This window comes from Pontibacter ramchanderi (genome assembly GCF_002846395.1).
Taxonomy (GTDB): domain Bacteria; phylum Bacteroidota; class Bacteroidia; order Cytophagales; family Hymenobacteraceae; genus Pontibacter; species Pontibacter ramchanderi.
Genome location: NZ_PJMU01000003.1, coordinates 691,460 through 709,382, shown reverse-complemented (window position 1 = coordinate 709,382; position 17,923 = coordinate 691,460). Strand labels below are relative to the sequence as shown.

Here is a 17,923-nt window from a genome sequence, read left to right as displayed (position 1 = left end):
AAGTCCGGGCGTTAAGTCTTATACCTTTTGACGAGCGTTTTGCATCCTTATATATGCTGATTGATCTTAAAATAAAAAACTACGCACTCATAGAGCAGTTGGAAATGAATCCATCGCCGGTGCTCAATATCATAACAGGCGAAACAGGTGCCGGTAAGTCCATTATGCTGGGCGCGATCGGTCTGCTGCTCGGTAATCGTGCCGATTCCAAGCTGCTCTTTAACCAAGAGCAGAAGTGCGTGATCGAGGGCGTGTTTGATATTTCGCAATACAACCTGAAAGAAGTGTTTGTGGCCGAAGACCTGGACTTTGACGTGCACTGCATCCTGCGCCGCGAGATCAGCCCAAGCGGAAAGTCGCGCGCCTTCGTGAACGACACACCCGTAACGCTGGACGTGCTACGCAAGATAGGGGAAAACCTAATGGACATCCACTCGCAGCACGACACGCTGCAATTGGGCGACACCAGCTTTCAACTCAACATTCTGGACATTTACGCCGGTAACACGTCGCTCGATATTTATGCCGGGAACCTCTCATATTTGAAGGACTATAACGAGACTTACCGCAAGTTCAAGAAGCTCGAGGGCGACTACAAGAAACTGACCGACCAACTGGCCCAGGCACAGAAAGAGCTGGACTACAATACGTTTCTGCTCAATGAGCTCGAGGAAATAGGGCTGCAGGCCGACGAACAAGAGCAACTCGAAACGGAGCTGAAAGAACTGGAAAACGCCGAGGATATCAAACTGAAGCTGACCCAGGCCGTGCAGTCGCTCACCGAATCAGAGTTTAACATCACTTCTGCCCTGAAAGACACCGTGCAGCTGATTGGGCAACTGGCGTCTTTTTCGCCGAAATACGAAGAGTTGCGCACCCGCACCGAGAGCTGCATGATCGAGCTGAACGATGTGGCCGGTGAATTGGAGGACGCTGAGCGCCGCACCGAAGCCGACCCGGCCCGCACGACTGAAGTGCAGGAGCGCCTCAATACAATCTATACCTTGCAACGCAAGCACCAGGTGCAGACTATTGATGAGTTGCTTGCAATCCAGCGCGAACTGGAAGGCAAAGTGGGAAGCGTGCTCAACCTGGACAACGCGCTCAGCAGCACCGAAAAAGCCATGAAAGAAGCCGAGCAGAAAATGCTGGAAAAAGCCGCTGTGCTGTCAGAGCGACGCAAGGCCTCGTTCGGCAAGTTTGAGCAGGAGCTTTATGTTTTACTGGCTGAGCTCGGTATGCCGAACGCCCGCATTGTAATTCAGCACAAAGCGGCCGCCCCAACCGCCACCGGTACCGACGAGATCAGCATTCTGTTCAGTGCCAACAAGGGTGCACAGCCGCAGTCGCTGGTGAAGGCAGCCTCTGGAGGTGAATTCTCCCGACTCATGCTCAGCATTAAGTACATGCTAGCTGATAAGACTGCCCTGCCAACCATCGTGTTCGACGAGATTGACACCGGTATATCAGGGGAGGTAGCCGTGAAGGTGGGCAAGATGATGCAGCAAATGGCCCAGAAGCACCAGATCATTGCCATTTCGCACTTGCCGCAGATTGCGGCGCAGGGTAACTCACATTACTTTGTTTACAAGCACGATACCGAAGACCGTACGATCAGCCGCATCAAGAAACTGAGCGAAAAAGAACGGGTAGACGAGATTGCGCATATGATTGCGGGTGCTAACCCAAGCGCAAGTGCCTACAAGAGTGCCAAAGAATTGCTTTCGCTATAAGACCTACTCAAGGCAAGGTGCTCGGTTGGGGCATTCAATCCGGAACAGGGGAGGGAGTACATGGCAGGTTGATCTTGCGTGAATGATGGGTGTTTTGAACTTGAGTTATACCTAGTTATTGCTATATTGCTGCCTGATTTCGGTTGGCTATACCTGCCAGCCGCGAATCCTAAAAATGTGAAACATTAACCTGACAAATACATGTCTTACAATCTGCTTAAAGGAAAGAAAGGAATCATTTTCGGAGCGCTCGACGAGAAGTCTATTGCCTGGAAAGTTGCGATGCGTGCCCACGAAGAGGGTGCTGAGTTTGTGCTGACAAATGCCCCGATCGCAATGCGTATGGGGGAGATCAACAAACTGGCTGAAGCCTGCAATGCTCAGGTTATACCTGCTGACGCTACCTCTGTGGAAGACCTGGAAAACCTGTTCAGCAAAGCGCAGGAGATTTTAGGCGGTAAGCTGGATTTCGTGTTGCATTCTATCGGTATGAGCCCGAACATCCGCAAAGGCAAGTCTTATGGCGACCTGAACTACGAGTGGTTCCAGAAGACACTGGATATTTCGGCCCTGTCTTTCCACAAAGTAATGCACGTGGCGGAGAAGCAGGACGCGATGAACGAGTGGGGTTCGATTGTGGCCCTTTCCTACATTGCAGCCCAGCGCGTGTTCCCTGACTATACAGATATGTCGCATGCCAAGGCATTGCTCGAGTCGATCGCCCGCAACTACGGACACCGTTTCGGCAACCTGAAAAAGGTACGCGTAAACACAATATCGCAGTCGCCAACTAAAACAACAGCCGGAACCGGCGTAGGTGGTTTCGACGCGTTCTACGACTATGCCGACAAAATGTCGCCGCTTGGCAACGCCTCTGCCGAATCTTGCGCGGACTACTGCATCACCCTGTTCTCTGACCTGACCCGTATGGTGACCATGCAGAACCTGATGCACGACGGTGGCTTCTCTTACATGGGTATCTCCGAGGGTGTGGTAGAAATGCTGAATAAGCAGCAATAATTTTGGATTTGAAGATTTGTAAATGAATCTTTCATTTAAAAAAAACAAAAAGCCCCTGGCGCATATGCGCCAGGGGCTTTTTGTTTTTTGCTTTTCAATAAGAATTTAATGGGAGGGAAGGTATAAGCGAACGATCTATTTCACGCGGTTTATATCCTTCTCAAGTCTGAGAAGCCATTCATCTCCTCAGTCATAAACGCTAGATTCCCGAATCTTCATATTTCCCAATTTCCCAATCAACCCTCCTCCCGGTGTACCTTGGTGAAATCAAAAGCGGGCACGCAGACAGACCAGTACTCAGTTTCCTCATCGTAAGGGTTGGAGTAGCGGATACGGGAACCCGCTTTGATCAGGATGGACTCGCCAGCTTCCACGACTACTTCCTCTCCGTCGAGCTCAATTAATTTGCGGCCGCGCAGCACAATTGTGATCTCGTCGAACTCCGGCGTTTGGTGGGGCTCGCTCCAGTGCGGCGGTGCTACCATGTGGGCCACGCTGAAAGCGTCTGTTCGGGTAGAGGCTTTGCCAAAGTGCTCTTCTATCAGCTTTCCGTCGGTAGTCGGCACCCGGAAGGGCCTGTTCTGTTTAACGTATCTTTTCTCTGTCATAGCTTGCCAGGTATAATTTAGGATTTGGTGGCGCACTCGCCTTTGGTATAGGAAGTCACACCGGAGCGGTCAGCCTCGCAGGAGTTGCCATAGGTTTTTCCGTCGCAGCCACACACCGGGTCGTACTGCATGGTGCACATCTGGTCGGGGTTGATCTTGGCCTGGTCGATGCAGGGAATCTCGCTGTTTTTGCAGGAGTAGAAGGCACTTAAGGCCAGGAAAGCCGTTACAAAAGCTGTTTTTTTCATCGTGTTTTATTTGTTATCGGTTATACGCACTTGTTGCTGAACGGAGAGGCGCAATGTGTTGCAAACCAAGTATGCACTGCCCCGTATGTATTGGAACGTAAAATAAATCGAATATAAGTATAAGGACGATAGGTTCTGTTTTGCGAAACCAAGCCTTATCAAATAAACAGCACCAGAAAATGATAAACAACATGAACGACGAAAAAGGAAAGATTTTGCTGGCCACGCTGGCCGGTATCGGGGTAGGCGTAGCGGCTGGCATCTTGCTGGCACCTAATAATGGCCTGGACACCCGCGATAGCCTGAAAAGGACCTTGAGCAAAGCAGGTGATGACCTGGAGCGCACCGTAAAGAACTTTATGGACAAACTCGAGCGCAACAAGGTAACTGACGATGGCAGCAGCCTGGTGATGCGCGGCTCCTGGGATGATGTGAAGGGCCAACTGAAGAAGAACTACGCTGAGCTTACAGAAGACGACCTGACGTATGTAGAAGGACAGGAAGACGAGCTTTGGGGCCGCCTGCAGCAGAAGCTGGGCAAGACCAAAAACGAGATCATGAAGGTGATCAGAGATTTGTAAGATCAAACGCACTCAGATTAAAAGCCTGGCAATGTATTTTGCTGGGCTTTTTTTCGTTAATTAGAGGCAGTATAGTATAAAACTGTAGTATAGTTATAACTTAATACATGGCTTCATCGTTATTAGGTCAACAGTAAAAATCAGAGAAATCAAATCCAACAATTTATAATAACACAACTATGAAAGATAATAGCGGAAAGATCATGCTTGCCCTGTTGGCAGGCGCTAGCGCTGGTGTAATTGCAGGCCTACTGATGGCTCCAGACACAGGTGAGCATACCAGAACAGGTATCAAAAAGTGGGCAAACAAGCTGAGCAAAGATCTGGAGAAAAACCTGCAGACTGGCCTTGACGAGATCAAGAACATGAGCAATGAAGCGATGAGCAAAATGGGTGGTGCTTCTAAAAACGGTGGCAACACTGGCGGCACTACTGGTGGCAGCGCATCTTCTTCATCAACAGGCTCTACTGGTACGACTACTGGTGGCGCTGCAGAAACCAACGTTTAGTTTTGTGAATAGGGTAGAGCCCTATCAAAATCAAACTTGAAACTGAGCTTGCCGCTCAGGTAGGTATACCTACTGGGGCAGAGACAAGCTTTGGGAAGTTAAAAGGCCTATCCTGATGAGGGATGGGCCTTTGTTTTTTGCAAGCGGGCGAAATGGTTTGTGTTAACCTTCGGACTTTACTCCCGTTAATATTTTAGAGAGCATCAAGCGTTAACACAATTGAATTTACACTAAAACCAAAGCCAACTATGAGAACGAAAATGGATTACAGCAGCCTGGGCGAGGCCAAAAGCACATACAGCAACACTCCACGAACTTCCTCCACCTACAGCCATGTGGGCAAAGAATCGAGCGGAAATATAACGCACTCTTCTGTTCGTGAGCCAAAGCATCAACCGCAAACGCAGCAGCGTACCGGGTATAGCAGTGATAGTAGTCGCAAGAGTTCTTCTTACAGCTCGCATAAAGACAGTGGCAGCACACTGGGGGTCGCGATGGGCTTGCTTGCCGGCGCCAGCGTAGGTGTGCTCGCAGGTATACTCATGGCACCCGACAGTGGCCGCATTACCCGTCGCCGTCTGTCCGACTCCGCCGCCTGGGTAGGCCGCGGCATCAACGAGAAGTTAGGTGCTGGTAAAACGAGGGTTGAATCCTGGATCGGAAAAGAAGAGAGCCTGAAAGACGCTACAGATAAAGTGAAAGGCGGCATATCGGGCGAGGAAAAATTCTAGCCTAAATTTAAAACAGAAACGGCCCGCTATACCTTAGCGGGCCGTTTCTGTTTTATTAGAGGTTGCTTCTTACTCTTCTCTTCTCTCGGGCTTCATCTGCGGGAAGAACAGCACATCCTGAATGGAGTTGGAGTTCGTCATGATCATGGTCAGGCGGTCGATGCCAACACCCAAACCAGCGGTTGGTGGCATGCCGTACTCCAGGGCGCGAAGGAAATCTTCGTCCAGGGCCATGGCTTCCACGTCGCCGCGTTTCGCCAGCTCCAGCTGCTCTTCAAAGCGGGCACGCTGGTCTACCGGGTCATTCAACTCAGAGAAGGCGTTGCAGATTTCCTTACCGTTACAGATTGCCTCAAATCGCTCCACTAGGCCTGGCTTGTCGCGGTGCTTCTTGGCCAGCGGGCTCATCTCTACAGGGTAGTCTGTAATAAAGGTCGGTTGGATCAGGTTTGGCTCTGCTGTTTCACCGAAAATCTCGTCAATGATTTTGGCTTTGCCCATCGTTGGGTCAACATGGATGCCCAACTGCTGCGCGGCCTGGCGCAGTTCCGGCTCCTCCATGTTCGAGATATCGATCTTTGTGAAGTGCTCAATGGCTTCGTACATGGTGTAGCGCTTCCAGGGGCGTGCGAAGTTGATGATATTCTCACCTACCTGCACTTCTGTTTTACCATGCAAAGCCAAGGCTACTTTCTCTACCATTTCTTCCACCAAATCCATCATCCAGTTGTAGTCCTTGTAGGTAACGTACAGCTCCATTACTGTAAACTCCGGATTGTGGAAGCGGCTCATGCCTTCGTTGCGGAAGTCTTTGGCAAACTCGAATACGCCGTCAAAACCACCTACGATCAGGCGCTTCAGGTATAGCTCGTTGGCAATACGCAGGTATAGCGTCATGTCCAGTGTGTTGTGGTGCGTCTTGAACGGACGGGCTGCCGCGCCACCATGGATAGGCTGCAGAATTGGGGTCTCCACCTCCAGGTAACCTTTCTCTGCAAGGAAGTTGCGCATGGTACTGACCAATTGCGTACGCTTTTTGAACGTCTCGCGCACGTGCGGGTTCACGATGAGGTCGACGTAGCGCTGACGGTAACGCAGCTCCGGATCCGTAAAACCATCGTGCACGATCTCGTTGCCGTTCTCGTCGATCTCACGCTTCACAATCGGCAGCGGACGCAGCGATTTGGTCAGTACTTTCAGGTCTGTTACGTGCACTGAGATCTCACCAACCTGCGTTACGAACGCATAGCCTTTGATGCCGATGAAATCACCGATGTCGAGCATTTTCTTGAACACGGTGTTGTACATATCCTTGTTCTCGCCCGGTGCAATGTCGTCGCGCGATACGTAGATCTGGATCCGGCCCGTGCTGTCCATGAGCTCCGCAAACGAGGCCTTGCCCATCACGCGGCGGCTCATTAAGCGACCCGCCAGGGTTACTTCCTGGTAGTTGTTCTTATCCTTATCGAAATTCTCCTTTATCTCTTTGGCCGTGGCCGTCACTTCAAATGTTTCGGATGGATATGGGTTGATGCCCATTTTCTCCAGCTCTTCGCGCTCGTGGCGTCTGCGTAGTTCCTGTTCGCTGAGTTGCATGCGATTTTAGTACTAATGGTGACTGTTATATATAAACTGCAAAATTGCTAAATAAACAGGAGCTTTTAAACATTAAATTGCTGATTGTTGACTGTTACCTGGTTGCGGCGAGAAAAGTAAAAGCCCCGGCAAGCAAAACTCACCGGGGCTCCTATATATGTAGTAGAACAAATCGGACTTAAGCAGCTGTGCGGAGTTGCTGCTCGTCGTCCTGCAAAAGCGGTTTTACTCTGTCTTGCAACCTGGCTGCCACAAACGAGTTCTGCAGATAGGCTGGCAGTTCCTGCACAAAAGCCTCATACTGCTGCAAGCTCATGGCCTGGGCCACATAGCACTCGTGTATGCCGTTGAGGTAGCTCACGATCTGCAACAGTGACTCGTGGAACAGCCTGAAGTCGATGTCGGCCTGCACAAAGCGCTCGATCTCGCGGTGTGAGTTGGAGATGCGCAACCTGGCCAGCAAGTCGAAGAGCGTGGTATAGCCCATGCGCCAGGTCAGCTGCTGCCAATGCTGCGGACCGAACTTCTGCAACACCTCGCCTGTGCGGCTGCTGCGGATAGCGGTGTTCGGGTTCGCCTGTACCTGCTGACGCACAGCTTTTGCCTTCATGCGGCGTGTCGTCTTCAGAAACTGTCCGATCTGCGACTGCGCTTCCAACTCTTTGCCTGCAATCTGCAAACCCGGCTTATAGTGCGCCAGTGGCAAACGGTTAATACGGAAATCGTCGTAATGCCCCGATGCATAGAAGCTCATCGCCTGCGGGTAAGCATTTTTCACGATAAGGCGACCCGCTTCGCGCATCACCAGCGACTCGTTGCTCGTCTTGATCTGGCGGGTATGCAGGAAAGCCTGTAAGCTCGCAAACACGGTATAATAAGCCTGCGGAAACGTCCAGTGCAAGGCGTTGCGGATATAATTCTCATCGCCCAGCTCGGCTGTGGTACGCAAAGCATACTCTGTGTTCCAGCTGTTCAACAACAGTTTCTTTATAGCTTCCACATCTTCTTCGGGTAGCTCGGCAGGCACTTCCTTAAAATAAGCTAGCTGCTGTAGCCCCATTCCTTCGTAGTGGTCGAGGTGGTAATTGATCGCAAAAAAGTAGTTCAGGAACACCTGCGCCGGAATGGATTTATACCACTCCTTGTCCAGCTGCTTCTGCTCTTCCGGATACATGGATATGATGTTTTCTTCTTCTTTCTCTTTCATGTAATTACAACATTTTCAGCACCCTAACAGTTGCAAATTTTAGGTATAATTGCATAGATTTATTCATTTTAAATAGTTGATAATCAAGCGTTTGCAATGGTTGTGAAAAATGTTTTTCAAGCACCTTTCAGGTTTTTGTAAAAGGCGCTTTAAGGGGGATGTTTTTACAGTATCTATACCTGTTACCAGAAGCAAAAGTGGGAGGGAGCGTGAACAACCTGAAACCGGAAAAGAGAGTACAAGAGGGGGACCAATCCGCTATACCATGGAGCTATCTTACATCCTCAACGAGTTGGGCGAAGACCGGGAACTGTATTACAATTCAGTAGCGCCGCCCATCCTGCAGACGAGTAATTTTGCCAGTAAAACGGTAGACGATATGCGACGCATGTTACAGAACGAGGCTGAGTCATACCTGTATACCCGCGGCAATAACCCCACCGTAACCATGTTCGAGAAAAAGATGGCGGCCCTGGAGGGAGCGGAGCACGCCATTGCCTTCGGGAGCGGTATAGCGGCAGTGTCGGCGGCGGTGCTCTCGCAACTCAAGGCAGGTGACCATGTGGTGTGCATCGAGAAACCCTACGGCTGGACCAATGTGCTGATGAACCGCTTTCTGCCCCGGTTCGGGGTAGAGGTGACCATGGTAGACGGTACTGACATTGAGAATTACCGGAAGGCGATGCGCCCCAACACCAAGTTGCTATACCTGGAGAGCCCCAATTCCTTTACCTTCGAGCAGCAGGATATAGAAGCCGTGGCGGCACTAGGCAAAGCACATGGCTGCAGCACCGTTATCGACAACAGCTTTGCCTCTCCGCTTAACCAGAATCCGCTGCAAATGGGTGTGGACCTGGTGGTGCACTCCTGCACCAAGTACATCGGTGGGCATTCCGATACCATGGGAGGCGTCATCTGCGGCAGCCGTGACATGATTAACAAGATATTTGAGCGGGAATTTATGACGCTGGGCGCGATCTTGGCGCCTCACGATGCCTGGCTGCTTCTGCGCGGCCTGCGTACTTTGCCTCTCCGAATGGAGCGGGTTGCGGCTACCACCCGAAAGGTAGTGGACTGGTTGCAGCAGCAAGAGAAGGTCGAAAAGATCTATTATCCTTTCCTGCCCACCAACCCGCAATTTGAGCTCACAAAAAAACAGCTCCGCAATAACACCGGGCAGTTCACGATTGCTCTCAAAACAGATGATATGCAGAAGATAGAAGCGTTCTGCAACAGCCTGCAGCATTTCCTGATGGCCGCTTCGTGGGGAGGACACGAGTCGCTGATCTACCCGGCGGCGGCCTACTACAGCAACGGCAGCCACAAAGGCAAGCTTGACTTCAACTTGGTACGATTTTACATTGGCCTGGAAGATGCCGACTACCTGATCAAGGACATCGAACAGGCTTTAAGCAAGGTATAGTTAAGTTATAATATACACTTGGAATAATATTGATGATTTGGTAACATTGGATTGAAAACGTCTGCTTACCTTTGCAATCGATGGATTTTCAAGCGCCACTCTGTGCCCGTATCCCATTGCACGACAGTGCAGTACACTTTCGTGCGCCTCACACGTCACCAATCAAATCTCTCTTATACCTATGTTTAAACATTTACACAAGGCGTCTGCTTTTGTGTTGGCCTGCTGTGCCTTTTTGGCCGGCGGCGAAGCATTAGCGCAGACCAATCCGCAGCCACAGTCGCTGCCTTACTCGCAGGACTTTTCCAGCCTGGAGCATGCGTCCACTGCTTATCCTGACGGATGGCAGGGATGGTTATTGTCTACTAGTCCTGGCGCGAACTTCAGAACGACTCCGGCAACTGCAGACAGAGCGATGCTGGGAAGTAGCACATCCACTACTACCAACGGCTCCGTTCATAACTACAATGGCAAAATAGGCTTTCTGAACAGTGGGTCGGTTGACCTAAGCCTGGCGTTCGCCATCAGCACCCTGCAAAAACAGGCCGTGAAAGTGTCGTTTGAGATGATGACGCTGCGCAATCCGTATGATGGCGGTAGCAACACGCGTATCAACGAAGTGGTGCTGCAGTACCGCGTTGGTACAAGCGGCGATTTTATCAACCTGGACGGCACTGCGTACCAGAACAACACAGAAAAGTGGACTACGAGCGGTAACACAGCGCCACAAAAAGTAGAGACTTTTACTATAACCCTACCAGAGGCGGCTGAAAACCAGGAGTTGGTGCAGCTGCGCTGGGCATCCCGCCAAATAAGCGGCGGCGGTTCCAGACCGAGCTTTGCCATAGACAATATCGAAGTGAGCAGCCTGAGCGACAGTAAGAATCCCATCGTGCTGGCTCCGGCATCACTGGCTTTTGGCGATGTGGTGTTGAACCAGCCAAACGTTTCTTCCTATACCTTGGCCAGTGCCAACATCACCGGCAACGTACAACTGTCGGCTACTGGTGGCTTTATGGTCTCCAAGCAAGCTACATCTGGTTTCGCTGCCAGCATCTCTTTCTCTGCTGAGGAGATGGCTGCCAACCCAACCGTGTTTGTACGCGTGACGCCAACTACTTTAGGAGCCTTGACTGGCACAATTGCGCATAGCGGCACAGGTATAGCCACGGCTGTAACTGAGCTGTCTGCCAATGCGGTTAGCCCGTATGTACAGAACTTCAACAACTGCGGTACCGCACTGCCAGGTGGCTGGAAGGCCTACAGCGTAACCGGCGACCAGTTATGGGGCTGCACGACTTTCGGTAGAGAAACTGAAACCAGCGGACGCAACAACGGTGTGCAGATTAACGGCTTTGCCGGCAGTGCCCGCGACAACGAGGACTGGCTGATTTCGCCTGCACTGGATTTGTCTGCCTTTAACATTGCCGCCCTTTCCTTCTGGACCAGAACCGCCTTCCAGGGCCCTGGCCTGAAACTGATGGTGTCGACAAACTACGATGGCACCAGCGCACCAGCCACTGCCACCTGGACCGAGCTGAATGGCGACTTCCCGGCTGCCGCTTCTGACGTTTGGAAGCAATCCATCGTGAACCTGACGGCCTACAAAGGCTCTGCGGTGCATGTAGCCTTCGTCTATACCTCCGGTGTGGACCTGAATGCCGCTCGTTGGACGCTGGACGACTTTGCCGTTGAGAACGTAGACCAACTGCTGGTAGCCAACGAGTTCAGCGTTGATTTCGGTCTGGTGGAAGTACCGAACGCATCAGCTCCCTATGCCTTCAATTTCTCAGCACTGGGCTACCCGGCAGGCATGACCCTGTCTGTAGGAACCGATTTCGAGCTTTCCAAGAACGGTCAGACCTACGCTTCCTCACTCTTTTACACTGCTGCTGAGGCAGGCGCCACGAATCAAGTGTACGTACGCTACAAGCCAGGCAGCACCAAGCTCCGCTCCACTGGCCAGCTGACTTACTCAAGCGGCGACTTCACCGTAGTGAAAGGAGTCCTGACTGGTACCTCCCTGCCAAAGAGCAGCACGCTGGATATCGTGTCCTGGAACCTGGAGTGGTTTGGCGCTGACAAAGACGACAGAGGTGCAGAACTTGGTCCGGATAACGAGGAACTCCAGTTCGCCAATGCTAAAAAAGCCCTTCAGACACTGGACGCCGACATCGTGGCCTTCCAGGAGATTGCAAACGATGCCGCCATGGCTAGCCTGATGGCAGAACTCCCTGCTTATGATTTTGTTCGCTCCGATGTGCATTCATACTCTTGGGACCCAAGCCGCAACCTGGTGCCACAGAAGTTGTATGTTGCTTACAAGAAAGACGTTGTGAAAGTGAAGAGCCAGAAAGTGCTGCTCCACAAACTGTATCAGGATGTGCTGGCCGGTACAGCTACCTTGCCTGACTACCCTGCAGCGCAGACCAGCTTCTGGGCCAGTGGTCGCCTGCCATTGCTGGTAGAACTGGAAGCCACCGTGAACGGCGTGACACAGCAGATCTATGTGGTGAACCTCCATACCCGTGCCAACTCCGGCACCAACGTGACGCCTTACAACCAGCGCAAGTATGACGTGCAGGTGTTAAAAGACAGCCTGGCGGCACAGTATCCGAACGTGAACCTGGTGATGCTGGGCGACATGAACGAGGATGTAGACATCTCGGTGGTGAACAACCTGCCTTCTTCCCTAAACTCGTTTGTGCTCGACAACAACTACAAAGCCCTGACCTACGACCTGAGCGTGGCCGGTGGCTATACCTATGCCTCGGGTTCTTTCCAAAGCTTCCTGGACCACATCATCGTGTCGAAGTCTTTGGTGGATGAATACATTGAGGAGTCGATTGCGATTGAGAACCAGTTGTTGAGCCTTATTCCGAACTACAGAAACACTACGTCGGACCACGTGCCGGTTTCAGCCCGCTTCAGCTTCGGGGCTACGCCAGCAGTTGCTTTCTCAGCACCAACCCTGACTGCCACGGAGGGCGATGCACCTGTCACTGTGACCATGGACATCTCAGCCGCGCAGCCAAAGGCGCATACCGTATACCTGACAGTGAAGGACGGTGCTACTGCCACTGCCGTTGACTACACGACTGCCCCAGTGGCCGCCAGCAACGTAATCGCCGTGGAGGTGCCTGCCTACGCTTCAACTGCTTCGTTCGAGGTAAGCATAGCAGACGACAAGCTGACAGAGCCAACCGAACAGGTGTCGTTCTACATCAACAATGTGACAACGGACCTGGGTATGGCAGCCGCCGCCCGCAGCTTCACGCTCGCCATCCGCGACAACGACTTCCCGGTAGGTATAGCCAATGGCCAGGATCTGGCTTTCCGTCTGTATCCAAACCCGACACAGGGCGCTGTGGTGAACATCTCGTTGCCGGCTGAAGTATCGGTGATGGAAGAGATGACGCTGGAGCTGCGCTCTGCCAACGGTACCAAAATGTACGAGCTGAGCGGTAACCTGAGCAGCGTGCAGCAGCAGCTGAACGAGAAGGTAGCTGGCCTGCGCAATGGCATGTACTACGTGCAGGTGTTGGTACAAGGCAAAGTGTACCAGGCCAAACTGGTTAGAAACTAAGCGAAGTTACTTATATTAGGAAGCGGCCTACCGTCATGCGGTAGGCCGCTTTTTTTGCGCAGGTATAGCAGTTTCATGGCCGAGGGCGTTTGTAGAGGTATAACCAAGCCGCCTGACAATCGGTATGAACTAGAAAACCAATGAAGACGACTATGCTAGATAAACCTCAAATCATCAACAATGTGCACGCTGCCACGCTAATCGGGACAGGTCTGAGCAGCTACTTCCTGAACGAGAAGCGACCGAAGACGGCCCTTATACCTGCAGTGGCCGGAAGCGGGCTGCTATTGCTGAGCAAGAACCTGGAAAAAGGTGATCAGGCCATGGCTCACGTGGCAGTCGGTATCACAGGCCTCCTGCTCGTCCAGACACTGCGCTCGTTCCTGCAGGCTGCCCTGTCGGATACCGAAACAGAAACGAAGTTCGACACTGCCACCCTCAACCGCCGCAAGTTGATGTTTGGCCTGATGAGCACCACAGGTATAGCCGCCATGGCTACTTACATTGGCGGGTTCATTGAAAAACGTAAAAACAGCTAAGGGAAGAAATAAACCAATTCCAAAAAGAGAGCCCGCAGGTGCTATACCTGCAGGCTCTCTTTTTTTATAATCATTAAAAGATCGTCCTTTGTCTTTTGTCAAAAAGTCCTTTGTCCAAAAAACATTTAGAAGCCAACAGCTGTGTCGTCGCCGCGCGGATCGGCACCGCCTTCGAGTTTGCCGTTGGGCAGCACCAGGATACCTTCCACGGCGCCGTATCGGTTCCGTTGCTTGAGTTTGTAGCCTTTGCTTTCTAGTACCTGGCGCACTTCAGGAGAAATCGCATCCGGTTCGTGCTGTATCTCGTCCGGTAGCCACTGGTGGTGGAAGCGTGGGGCAGCCACGGCCTCTTGCATGGTCATGCCGTGCTCTACCACGTTCAGGATGGTCTGGAAGACAGAGGTGATGATAGTGGAGCCGCCCGGCGTGCCTACCACCATAAAGAGCTTGCCGTTTTTCTCCAGTATAGTTGGAGTCATGGCGCTGAGCATGCGTTTCCCGGGCTGCACGGAGTTCGCCTCGCCACCGATCAGGCCAAACATGTTCGGCACTCCCGGCTTAGCGCTAAAGTCATCCATTTCGTTGTTGAGCAGGAAACCGGCGCCTTCCACTACTACCATGGAGCCATAGCCCCCGTTGATGGTCGTGGTGATGGAGGCGGCATTGCCAAACTGGTCTACGATGCTGAAATGGGTCGTTTGGTCTGATTCGTAGATGGGCAGCTTGCCTGCTTTCACTTCTGATGACGGCGTGGCACGTTCCAAATCCACAGTCTGCATGCGGGCCTGCAGGTAGCTACGATCCAGCAGGCCATTGCTCGGCACCTTGTAAAAGTCCGGGTCTCCGAGGTAGGTGGCGCGGTCGGCGTATACGCGGCGCTGAGCTTCGGTCATGACCTGGATCGTTTGGGGCTGTTGCCAGCCGTAGCTTTTCAGGTCGTAAGGCTCCACCATGGTGAGCAACTGCATCAGGGCTATACCTCCGCTGGAGGGCGGCGACATCGACGTTACTTTCAGGTCTTTGTACTGCCCCGTGATCGGGGTGCGCCACACGGCGTTGTAGTCGCGCAGGTCCTGGTGCGACACCAGACCGCCGCCACGCTGCATTTCTTTCACGATCAGGTCAGCTGTTTCGCCGGCATAAAAACCATCGCGGCCCTTGTCGCGGATGTGCTCCAGGGTGCGTGCCAGGTCCAGGTGGAAGAGCGTGTCGCCGGTTTGCCAGGCTTGCTCACGTGTCAGGTAGGGGGTATGCTTGTTGTATGCGATCATCTCCTCGCGGGCACTGTTAAGCATGCGGGCCTCACGCGCCGTCAGCACCACACCACGCCGCGCCAGGTCGATAGAGGGCTGCACCAGTTCGGCAAAAGGCATAGAGCCAAGCTTTTCGTGGAGTTTGATCATGCCATCAACCGAACCGGGCACGCCAGCTGCCAGGTGGCCCAGCAGACTCAGGTTTGGGATCACATTGCCCAGCGAGTCGAGGTACATGTCGCGGTGAGCGGCAGCGGGAGCTTTCTCTCTGAAGTCAAGTGCGCCGGTTTCGCCGGTATGGTGGCGGTACACCAAAAAGCCACCGCCCCCAATGTTGCCCGCCACCGGGTAGCAGACGGCCAGGGCAAACTGTGTCGCGATCGCGGCGTCGTAGGCGTTACCGCCTTTGCGCAGGATTTCCAGGCCAATCTCAGAGGCATCCGGGTGGGCAGACACGACCATCGCCTTGTCGGCTACTACGCCCTGCTTCCCGGCTTCTGCCTGGGTTTGAGGGCGGGGAGCGCAACCAGAAAAAGCCAGAAGTACGGCAGCAACGCAAGACAAGGTATAGCGCTTCGATCGGAAGCCCCGGAGTGGGTTGAAGTGTTTCATAAGGTATAGGTAAGGCGAAGATGCAAAATAAAAAAAAGCCGGCTATCTACATAGCCGGCTTTCTGCTTATTGCCAAATGAGGGCAATTACTTGATGTCGTTTTTGATGATCGCCACGGCTTCCTCCACATACACATCCTTCTGTAGCGACTTCAGGAAATCCTTGTTACGGGCCATTTTGGCTGTGTCTCCCGAAATAGCCTGCAAATCAGACTTAAGGCGTGCCACGTTCAGTACCGGAACGTTCTTCTGAGCGTCTTCCAGTTGCTTGTTGGCTACTTCGCTCTTCTTCTCCTCTTCCATGTACTTCTTCAGGCTCAGGGAGCGGGAAGTATTGTCTGCCTGCTTTTTCAGCCTTTCGCCGCTCTTCTGGATAACATTGAAGCTTTCGTTGCCTGAAACGCGACTCTTGCTGCTGGCCTGGATAGCCGGAATGTTCAGCTTAGAACGCGTCCAAGGCTTGTAGCGGGCTGGTGAGATTTCGTCGAACGCAAGGGCGTATTCCTGTTCTTTCTCACCGAACTCGAGGAAGCTGTAAGCGTCTGGCAGAATCACATCAGGTGTTACGCCGCGCAACTGGGTTGTGCCCCCGTTGATGCGATAGAACTTCTGGATCGTTAGCTTAAGTGCTCCAAACGGCTTGTATGGGTCAAACTGTGATGGCAGGGCTTCGTCAATCTCAACAAACTGCTGCACAGTGCCTTTACCAAAAGTAGGGGTGCCAACAATTACGGCGCGTTTGTAGTCCTGCATGGCAGCTGCCAGAATCTCGGAGGCGGAGGCGCTGTTGGAGTTCACCATCACCACCAGTGGGCCGGCATACTGCACTTCAGGGTCGCGGTCGTCGAGCACCACGGTTTTGCCAGAAGAGGTACGGATCTGCACGATCGGGCCCTGGTCAATGAACAGGCCAGCCATCTCCACCGCATCGGCGAGCGAACCACCACCGTTGTTACGGAGGTCTAGTACCAGTCCCTGCATACCTGCCGCTTTCAGTTTCGCGATTTCGGCTTTCACATCTTCGCCGCTGTTACGGCCACCGTTGCGCTCAAAGTCGGCGTAGAAGCCAGGCAGCTTGATATAGCCGATCTTTTGCTGATCATCGATCATCGCGCTTTGGGCGTAGGTCTCTTCGAACACGATCACGTCTCTGATGATCGGGATAACGCGTGTGCTGCCATCTGGCTTGCGCACCGTCAAACGTACCTCCGTGCCTTTCTTACCGCGGATCAGCTGAATGGCGTCGTCCAGGCGCATACCTTCTACCAATACCGGGTCGCCGTTGCCCTGGGCAACTTTCTGGATCGCATCACCCGGCTTTAGATCGCCCTGCATGTAGGACGGGCTACCCGGTACAATCTCAAATACTTTGATCTGTCCGTCTTTTTCCTGCAGCGAGGCCCCTATACCTTCCAGGCGACCTGTAAACTCAATATCGAAGTCTTTCTTGGCTTTAGGAGGGAAGTAGCCGGTATGCGGGTCGTACACGTTGGCCACTGCGTTGATGTAAGTCGAACGACGATCATCGCGGGTAACCTGGTCCAGGCGCTTGTAAAGCTCGTTGTAGGCGGTCATCACCTTTTCGCGAGCCTCGGCTTCCATCTGCTCAAAGGTTTTGCGTGTTTCCTTGTTATCTGCACTGGCAGTGGCTTTTTCTTGTTGCTTCTGCATATCGGCCAGTCGCACCAGTGTCTGGTACTTCAGCTGCTTTCTCCAGGCTTCTTTTAGTTCGTTTTTGTCTTTGGCGAACTTCAGTTTCTTGCCGTCCAGCTCAATGTTTTCTTCTTTTGAGAAATCGAATGGCTTTGACAGAATGTCTTTGTAAAAAGCCTCAGATTCCTTGGTGCGCTTCTCGATCAGGTCGGCCGAGATGTCGAAAAACTCAAACGAGCCGGCACGCAGCTGGTCATCGATCTGTGTTTCGTACTTGCGCAGCATGGCCACGTCTGACTCCAGCAGAAACTTCTTGTTGAAATCGAGGCGGTCCAGGTATAGCTTAAAGGCTTTTTTTGAAAATTCGTCGTCTACTTTCTCCGGCTTGTAGTGCATAGTGCTCAAACCCTGCATCAGGGCCTTGATCAGAATCTCGTTTTTGCCGGCAGGTGTCGTATTGTTTTTGCTGTACAGGATAAAAGAACCCGTGAGTAGGACCACGGCCAGTACAGAAAGGAATATTTTTAATCGGGTTGTCAAGGATAGCATCTAATTAAGTTAGTTGGACCACACAGTATCTACGCAAAAGTAGTGCCGCAGATGAGGCCACGGGCATTTCTTTTAG

General features: G+C 52.4%; 14 protein-coding genes. 8 read left to right on the top strand and 6 right to left on the bottom strand.

Annotated elements, in window-relative coordinates; all coding sequences use genetic code 11:
- Positions 1–53 precede the first annotated feature (53 nt).
- Together recN and BD749_RS15685 are read left to right on the top strand one after the other, a co-directional pair.
- The gene (gene recN, locus BD749_RS15690) at positions 54–1,733 is read left to right on the top strand and encodes a DNA repair protein RecN (RefSeq protein ID WP_101446062.1); all 1,680 of its coding nucleotides are present in this window, start codon (positions 54–56) and stop codon (positions 1,731–1,733) included.
- Between the two features lie 201 nt (positions 1,734–1,934).
- Complete coding sequence (locus BD749_RS15685; RefSeq protein ID WP_101446059.1) at positions 1,935–2,753, top strand: enoyl-ACP reductase FabI; 819 nt, start codon at positions 1,935–1,937, stop codon at positions 2,751–2,753.
- Between the two features lie 236 nt (positions 2,754–2,989).
- Here the strand turns inward: BD749_RS15685 and BD749_RS15680 are convergent, their stop codons facing one another.
- On the bottom strand, positions 2,990–3,361 hold the full coding sequence (locus tag BD749_RS15680; protein WP_101446056.1) for a cupin domain-containing protein: 372 nt from the start codon (positions 3,359–3,361) through the stop codon (positions 2,990–2,992).
- Positions 3,362–3,378: 17 nt separating this feature from the next.
- Complete coding sequence (locus tag BD749_RS15675; RefSeq protein WP_076672180.1) at positions 3,379–3,609, bottom strand: Kazal-type serine protease inhibitor family protein; 231 nt, start codon at positions 3,607–3,609, stop codon at positions 3,379–3,381.
- Positions 3,610–3,800: 191 nt separating this feature from the next.
- Between BD749_RS15675 and BD749_RS15670 the strand changes: the two genes are divergently transcribed.
- The 3 genes from BD749_RS15670 to BD749_RS19265 all read left to right on the top strand — a co-directional run bounded on the left by BD749_RS15670 (position 3,801) and on the right by BD749_RS19265 (position 5,430).
- On the top strand, positions 3,801–4,190 hold the full coding sequence (locus tag BD749_RS15670; protein ID WP_244554774.1) for a CsbD family protein: 390 nt from the start codon (positions 3,801–3,803) through the stop codon (positions 4,188–4,190).
- Positions 4,191–4,369: 179 nt separating this feature from the next.
- Entirely contained in the window at positions 4,370–4,699 is a 330-nt protein-coding gene (locus BD749_RS15665; protein ID WP_101446054.1) for a YtxH domain-containing protein, read from the top strand.
- A 248-nt stretch (positions 4,700–4,947) separates the two neighbouring features.
- A complete protein-coding gene (locus BD749_RS19265; protein ID WP_143741273.1) occupies positions 4,948–5,430 on the top strand; it encodes a YtxH domain-containing protein in 483 nt (160 codons plus the stop codon).
- A gap of 69 nt (positions 5,431–5,499) precedes the next feature.
- Here BD749_RS19265 and lysS read toward each other — a convergent pair whose 3' ends face one another.
- Complete coding sequence (gene lysS, locus BD749_RS15655; protein ID WP_101446052.1) at positions 5,500–7,026, bottom strand: lysine--tRNA ligase; 1,527 nt, start codon at positions 7,024–7,026, stop codon at positions 5,500–5,502.
- A 178-nt stretch (positions 7,027–7,204) separates the two neighbouring features.
- Positions 7,205–8,233: a hypothetical protein gene (locus BD749_RS15650; protein WP_101446050.1), complete on the bottom strand. Its 1,029-nt coding sequence runs from the start codon at positions 8,231–8,233 to the stop codon at positions 7,205–7,207.
- Positions 8,234–8,498: 265 nt separating this feature from the next.
- Between BD749_RS15650 and BD749_RS15645 the strand changes: the two genes are divergently transcribed.
- The 3 genes from BD749_RS15645 to BD749_RS15635 all read left to right on the top strand — a co-directional run bounded on the left by BD749_RS15645 (position 8,499) and on the right by BD749_RS15635 (position 13,781).
- Positions 8,499–9,656 (top strand): trans-sulfuration enzyme family protein, encoded by a 1,158-nt coding sequence (locus BD749_RS15645; protein WP_101446047.1) that lies wholly within the window; start codon positions 8,499–8,501, stop codon positions 9,654–9,656.
- 181 nt (positions 9,657–9,837) lie between these two features.
- Positions 9,838–13,242, top strand: coding sequence for a T9SS-dependent choice-of-anchor J family protein (locus BD749_RS15640; RefSeq protein ID WP_101446045.1), 3,405 nt, complete (start codon positions 9,838–9,840; stop codon positions 13,240–13,242).
- Positions 13,243–13,394: 152 nt separating this feature from the next.
- The gene (locus BD749_RS15635; RefSeq protein ID WP_101446043.1) at positions 13,395–13,781 is read left to right on the top strand and encodes a hypothetical protein; all 387 of its coding nucleotides are present in this window, start codon (positions 13,395–13,397) and stop codon (positions 13,779–13,781) included.
- Between the two features lie 125 nt (positions 13,782–13,906).
- Here the strand turns inward: BD749_RS15635 and ggt are convergent, their stop codons facing one another.
- Both ggt and BD749_RS15625 read right to left on the bottom strand, forming a co-directional pair.
- Positions 13,907–15,646, bottom strand: coding sequence for a gamma-glutamyltransferase (gene ggt / locus BD749_RS15630; protein ID WP_245869303.1), 1,740 nt, complete (start codon positions 15,644–15,646; stop codon positions 13,907–13,909).
- Between the two features lie 86 nt (positions 15,647–15,732).
- The gene (locus tag BD749_RS15625) at positions 15,733–17,847 is read right to left on the bottom strand and encodes a carboxy terminal-processing peptidase (RefSeq protein WP_101446041.1); all 2,115 of its coding nucleotides are present in this window, start codon (positions 17,845–17,847) and stop codon (positions 15,733–15,735) included.
- Between the last annotated feature and the right edge of the window lie 76 nt (positions 17,848–17,923).

What these genes read in the sequence shown, in the direction of transcription:
- BD749_RS15680 (WP_101446056.1), bottom strand. Translation starts at nt 3,361, where the DNA reads ATGACAGAGAAAAGATACGTTAAACAGAACAGGCCCTTCCGGGTGCCG.
- BD749_RS15635 (WP_101446043.1), top strand. Translation starts at nt 13,395, where the DNA reads ATGCTAGATAAACCTCAAATCATCAACAATGTGCACGCTGCCACGCTA.
- BD749_RS15675 (WP_076672180.1), bottom strand. Translation starts at nt 3,609, where the DNA reads ATGAAAAAAACAGCTTTTGTAACGGCTTTCCTGGCCTTAAGTGCCTTC.
- BD749_RS15625 (WP_101446041.1), bottom strand. Translation starts at nt 17,847, where the DNA reads ATGCTATCCTTGACAACCCGATTAAAAATATTCCTTTCTGTACTGGCC.
- BD749_RS15665 (WP_101446054.1), top strand. Translation starts at nt 4,370, where the DNA reads ATGAAAGATAATAGCGGAAAGATCATGCTTGCCCTGTTGGCAGGCGCT.
- BD749_RS15650 (WP_101446050.1), bottom strand. Translation starts at nt 8,233, where the DNA reads ATGAAAGAGAAAGAAGAAGAAAACATCATATCCATGTATCCGGAAGAG.
- ggt (WP_245869303.1), bottom strand. Translation starts at nt 15,646, where the DNA reads ATGAAACACTTCAACCCACTCCGGGGCTTCCGATCGAAGCGCTATACC.
- BD749_RS19265 (WP_143741273.1), top strand. Translation starts at nt 4,948, where the DNA reads ATGAGAACGAAAATGGATTACAGCAGCCTGGGCGAGGCCAAAAGCACA.
- BD749_RS15670 (WP_244554774.1), top strand. Translation starts at nt 3,801, where the DNA reads ATGAACGACGAAAAAGGAAAGATTTTGCTGGCCACGCTGGCCGGTATC.
- lysS (WP_101446052.1), bottom strand. Translation starts at nt 7,026, where the DNA reads ATGCAACTCAGCGAACAGGAACTACGCAGACGCCACGAGCGCGAAGAG.
- BD749_RS15685 (WP_101446059.1), top strand. Translation starts at nt 1,935, where the DNA reads ATGTCTTACAATCTGCTTAAAGGAAAGAAAGGAATCATTTTCGGAGCG.
- BD749_RS15640 (WP_101446045.1), top strand. Translation starts at nt 9,838, where the DNA reads ATGTTTAAACATTTACACAAGGCGTCTGCTTTTGTGTTGGCCTGCTGT.
- BD749_RS15645 (WP_101446047.1), top strand. Translation starts at nt 8,499, where the DNA reads ATGGAGCTATCTTACATCCTCAACGAGTTGGGCGAAGACCGGGAACTG.
- recN (WP_101446062.1), top strand. Translation starts at nt 54, where the DNA reads ATGCTGATTGATCTTAAAATAAAAAACTACGCACTCATAGAGCAGTTG.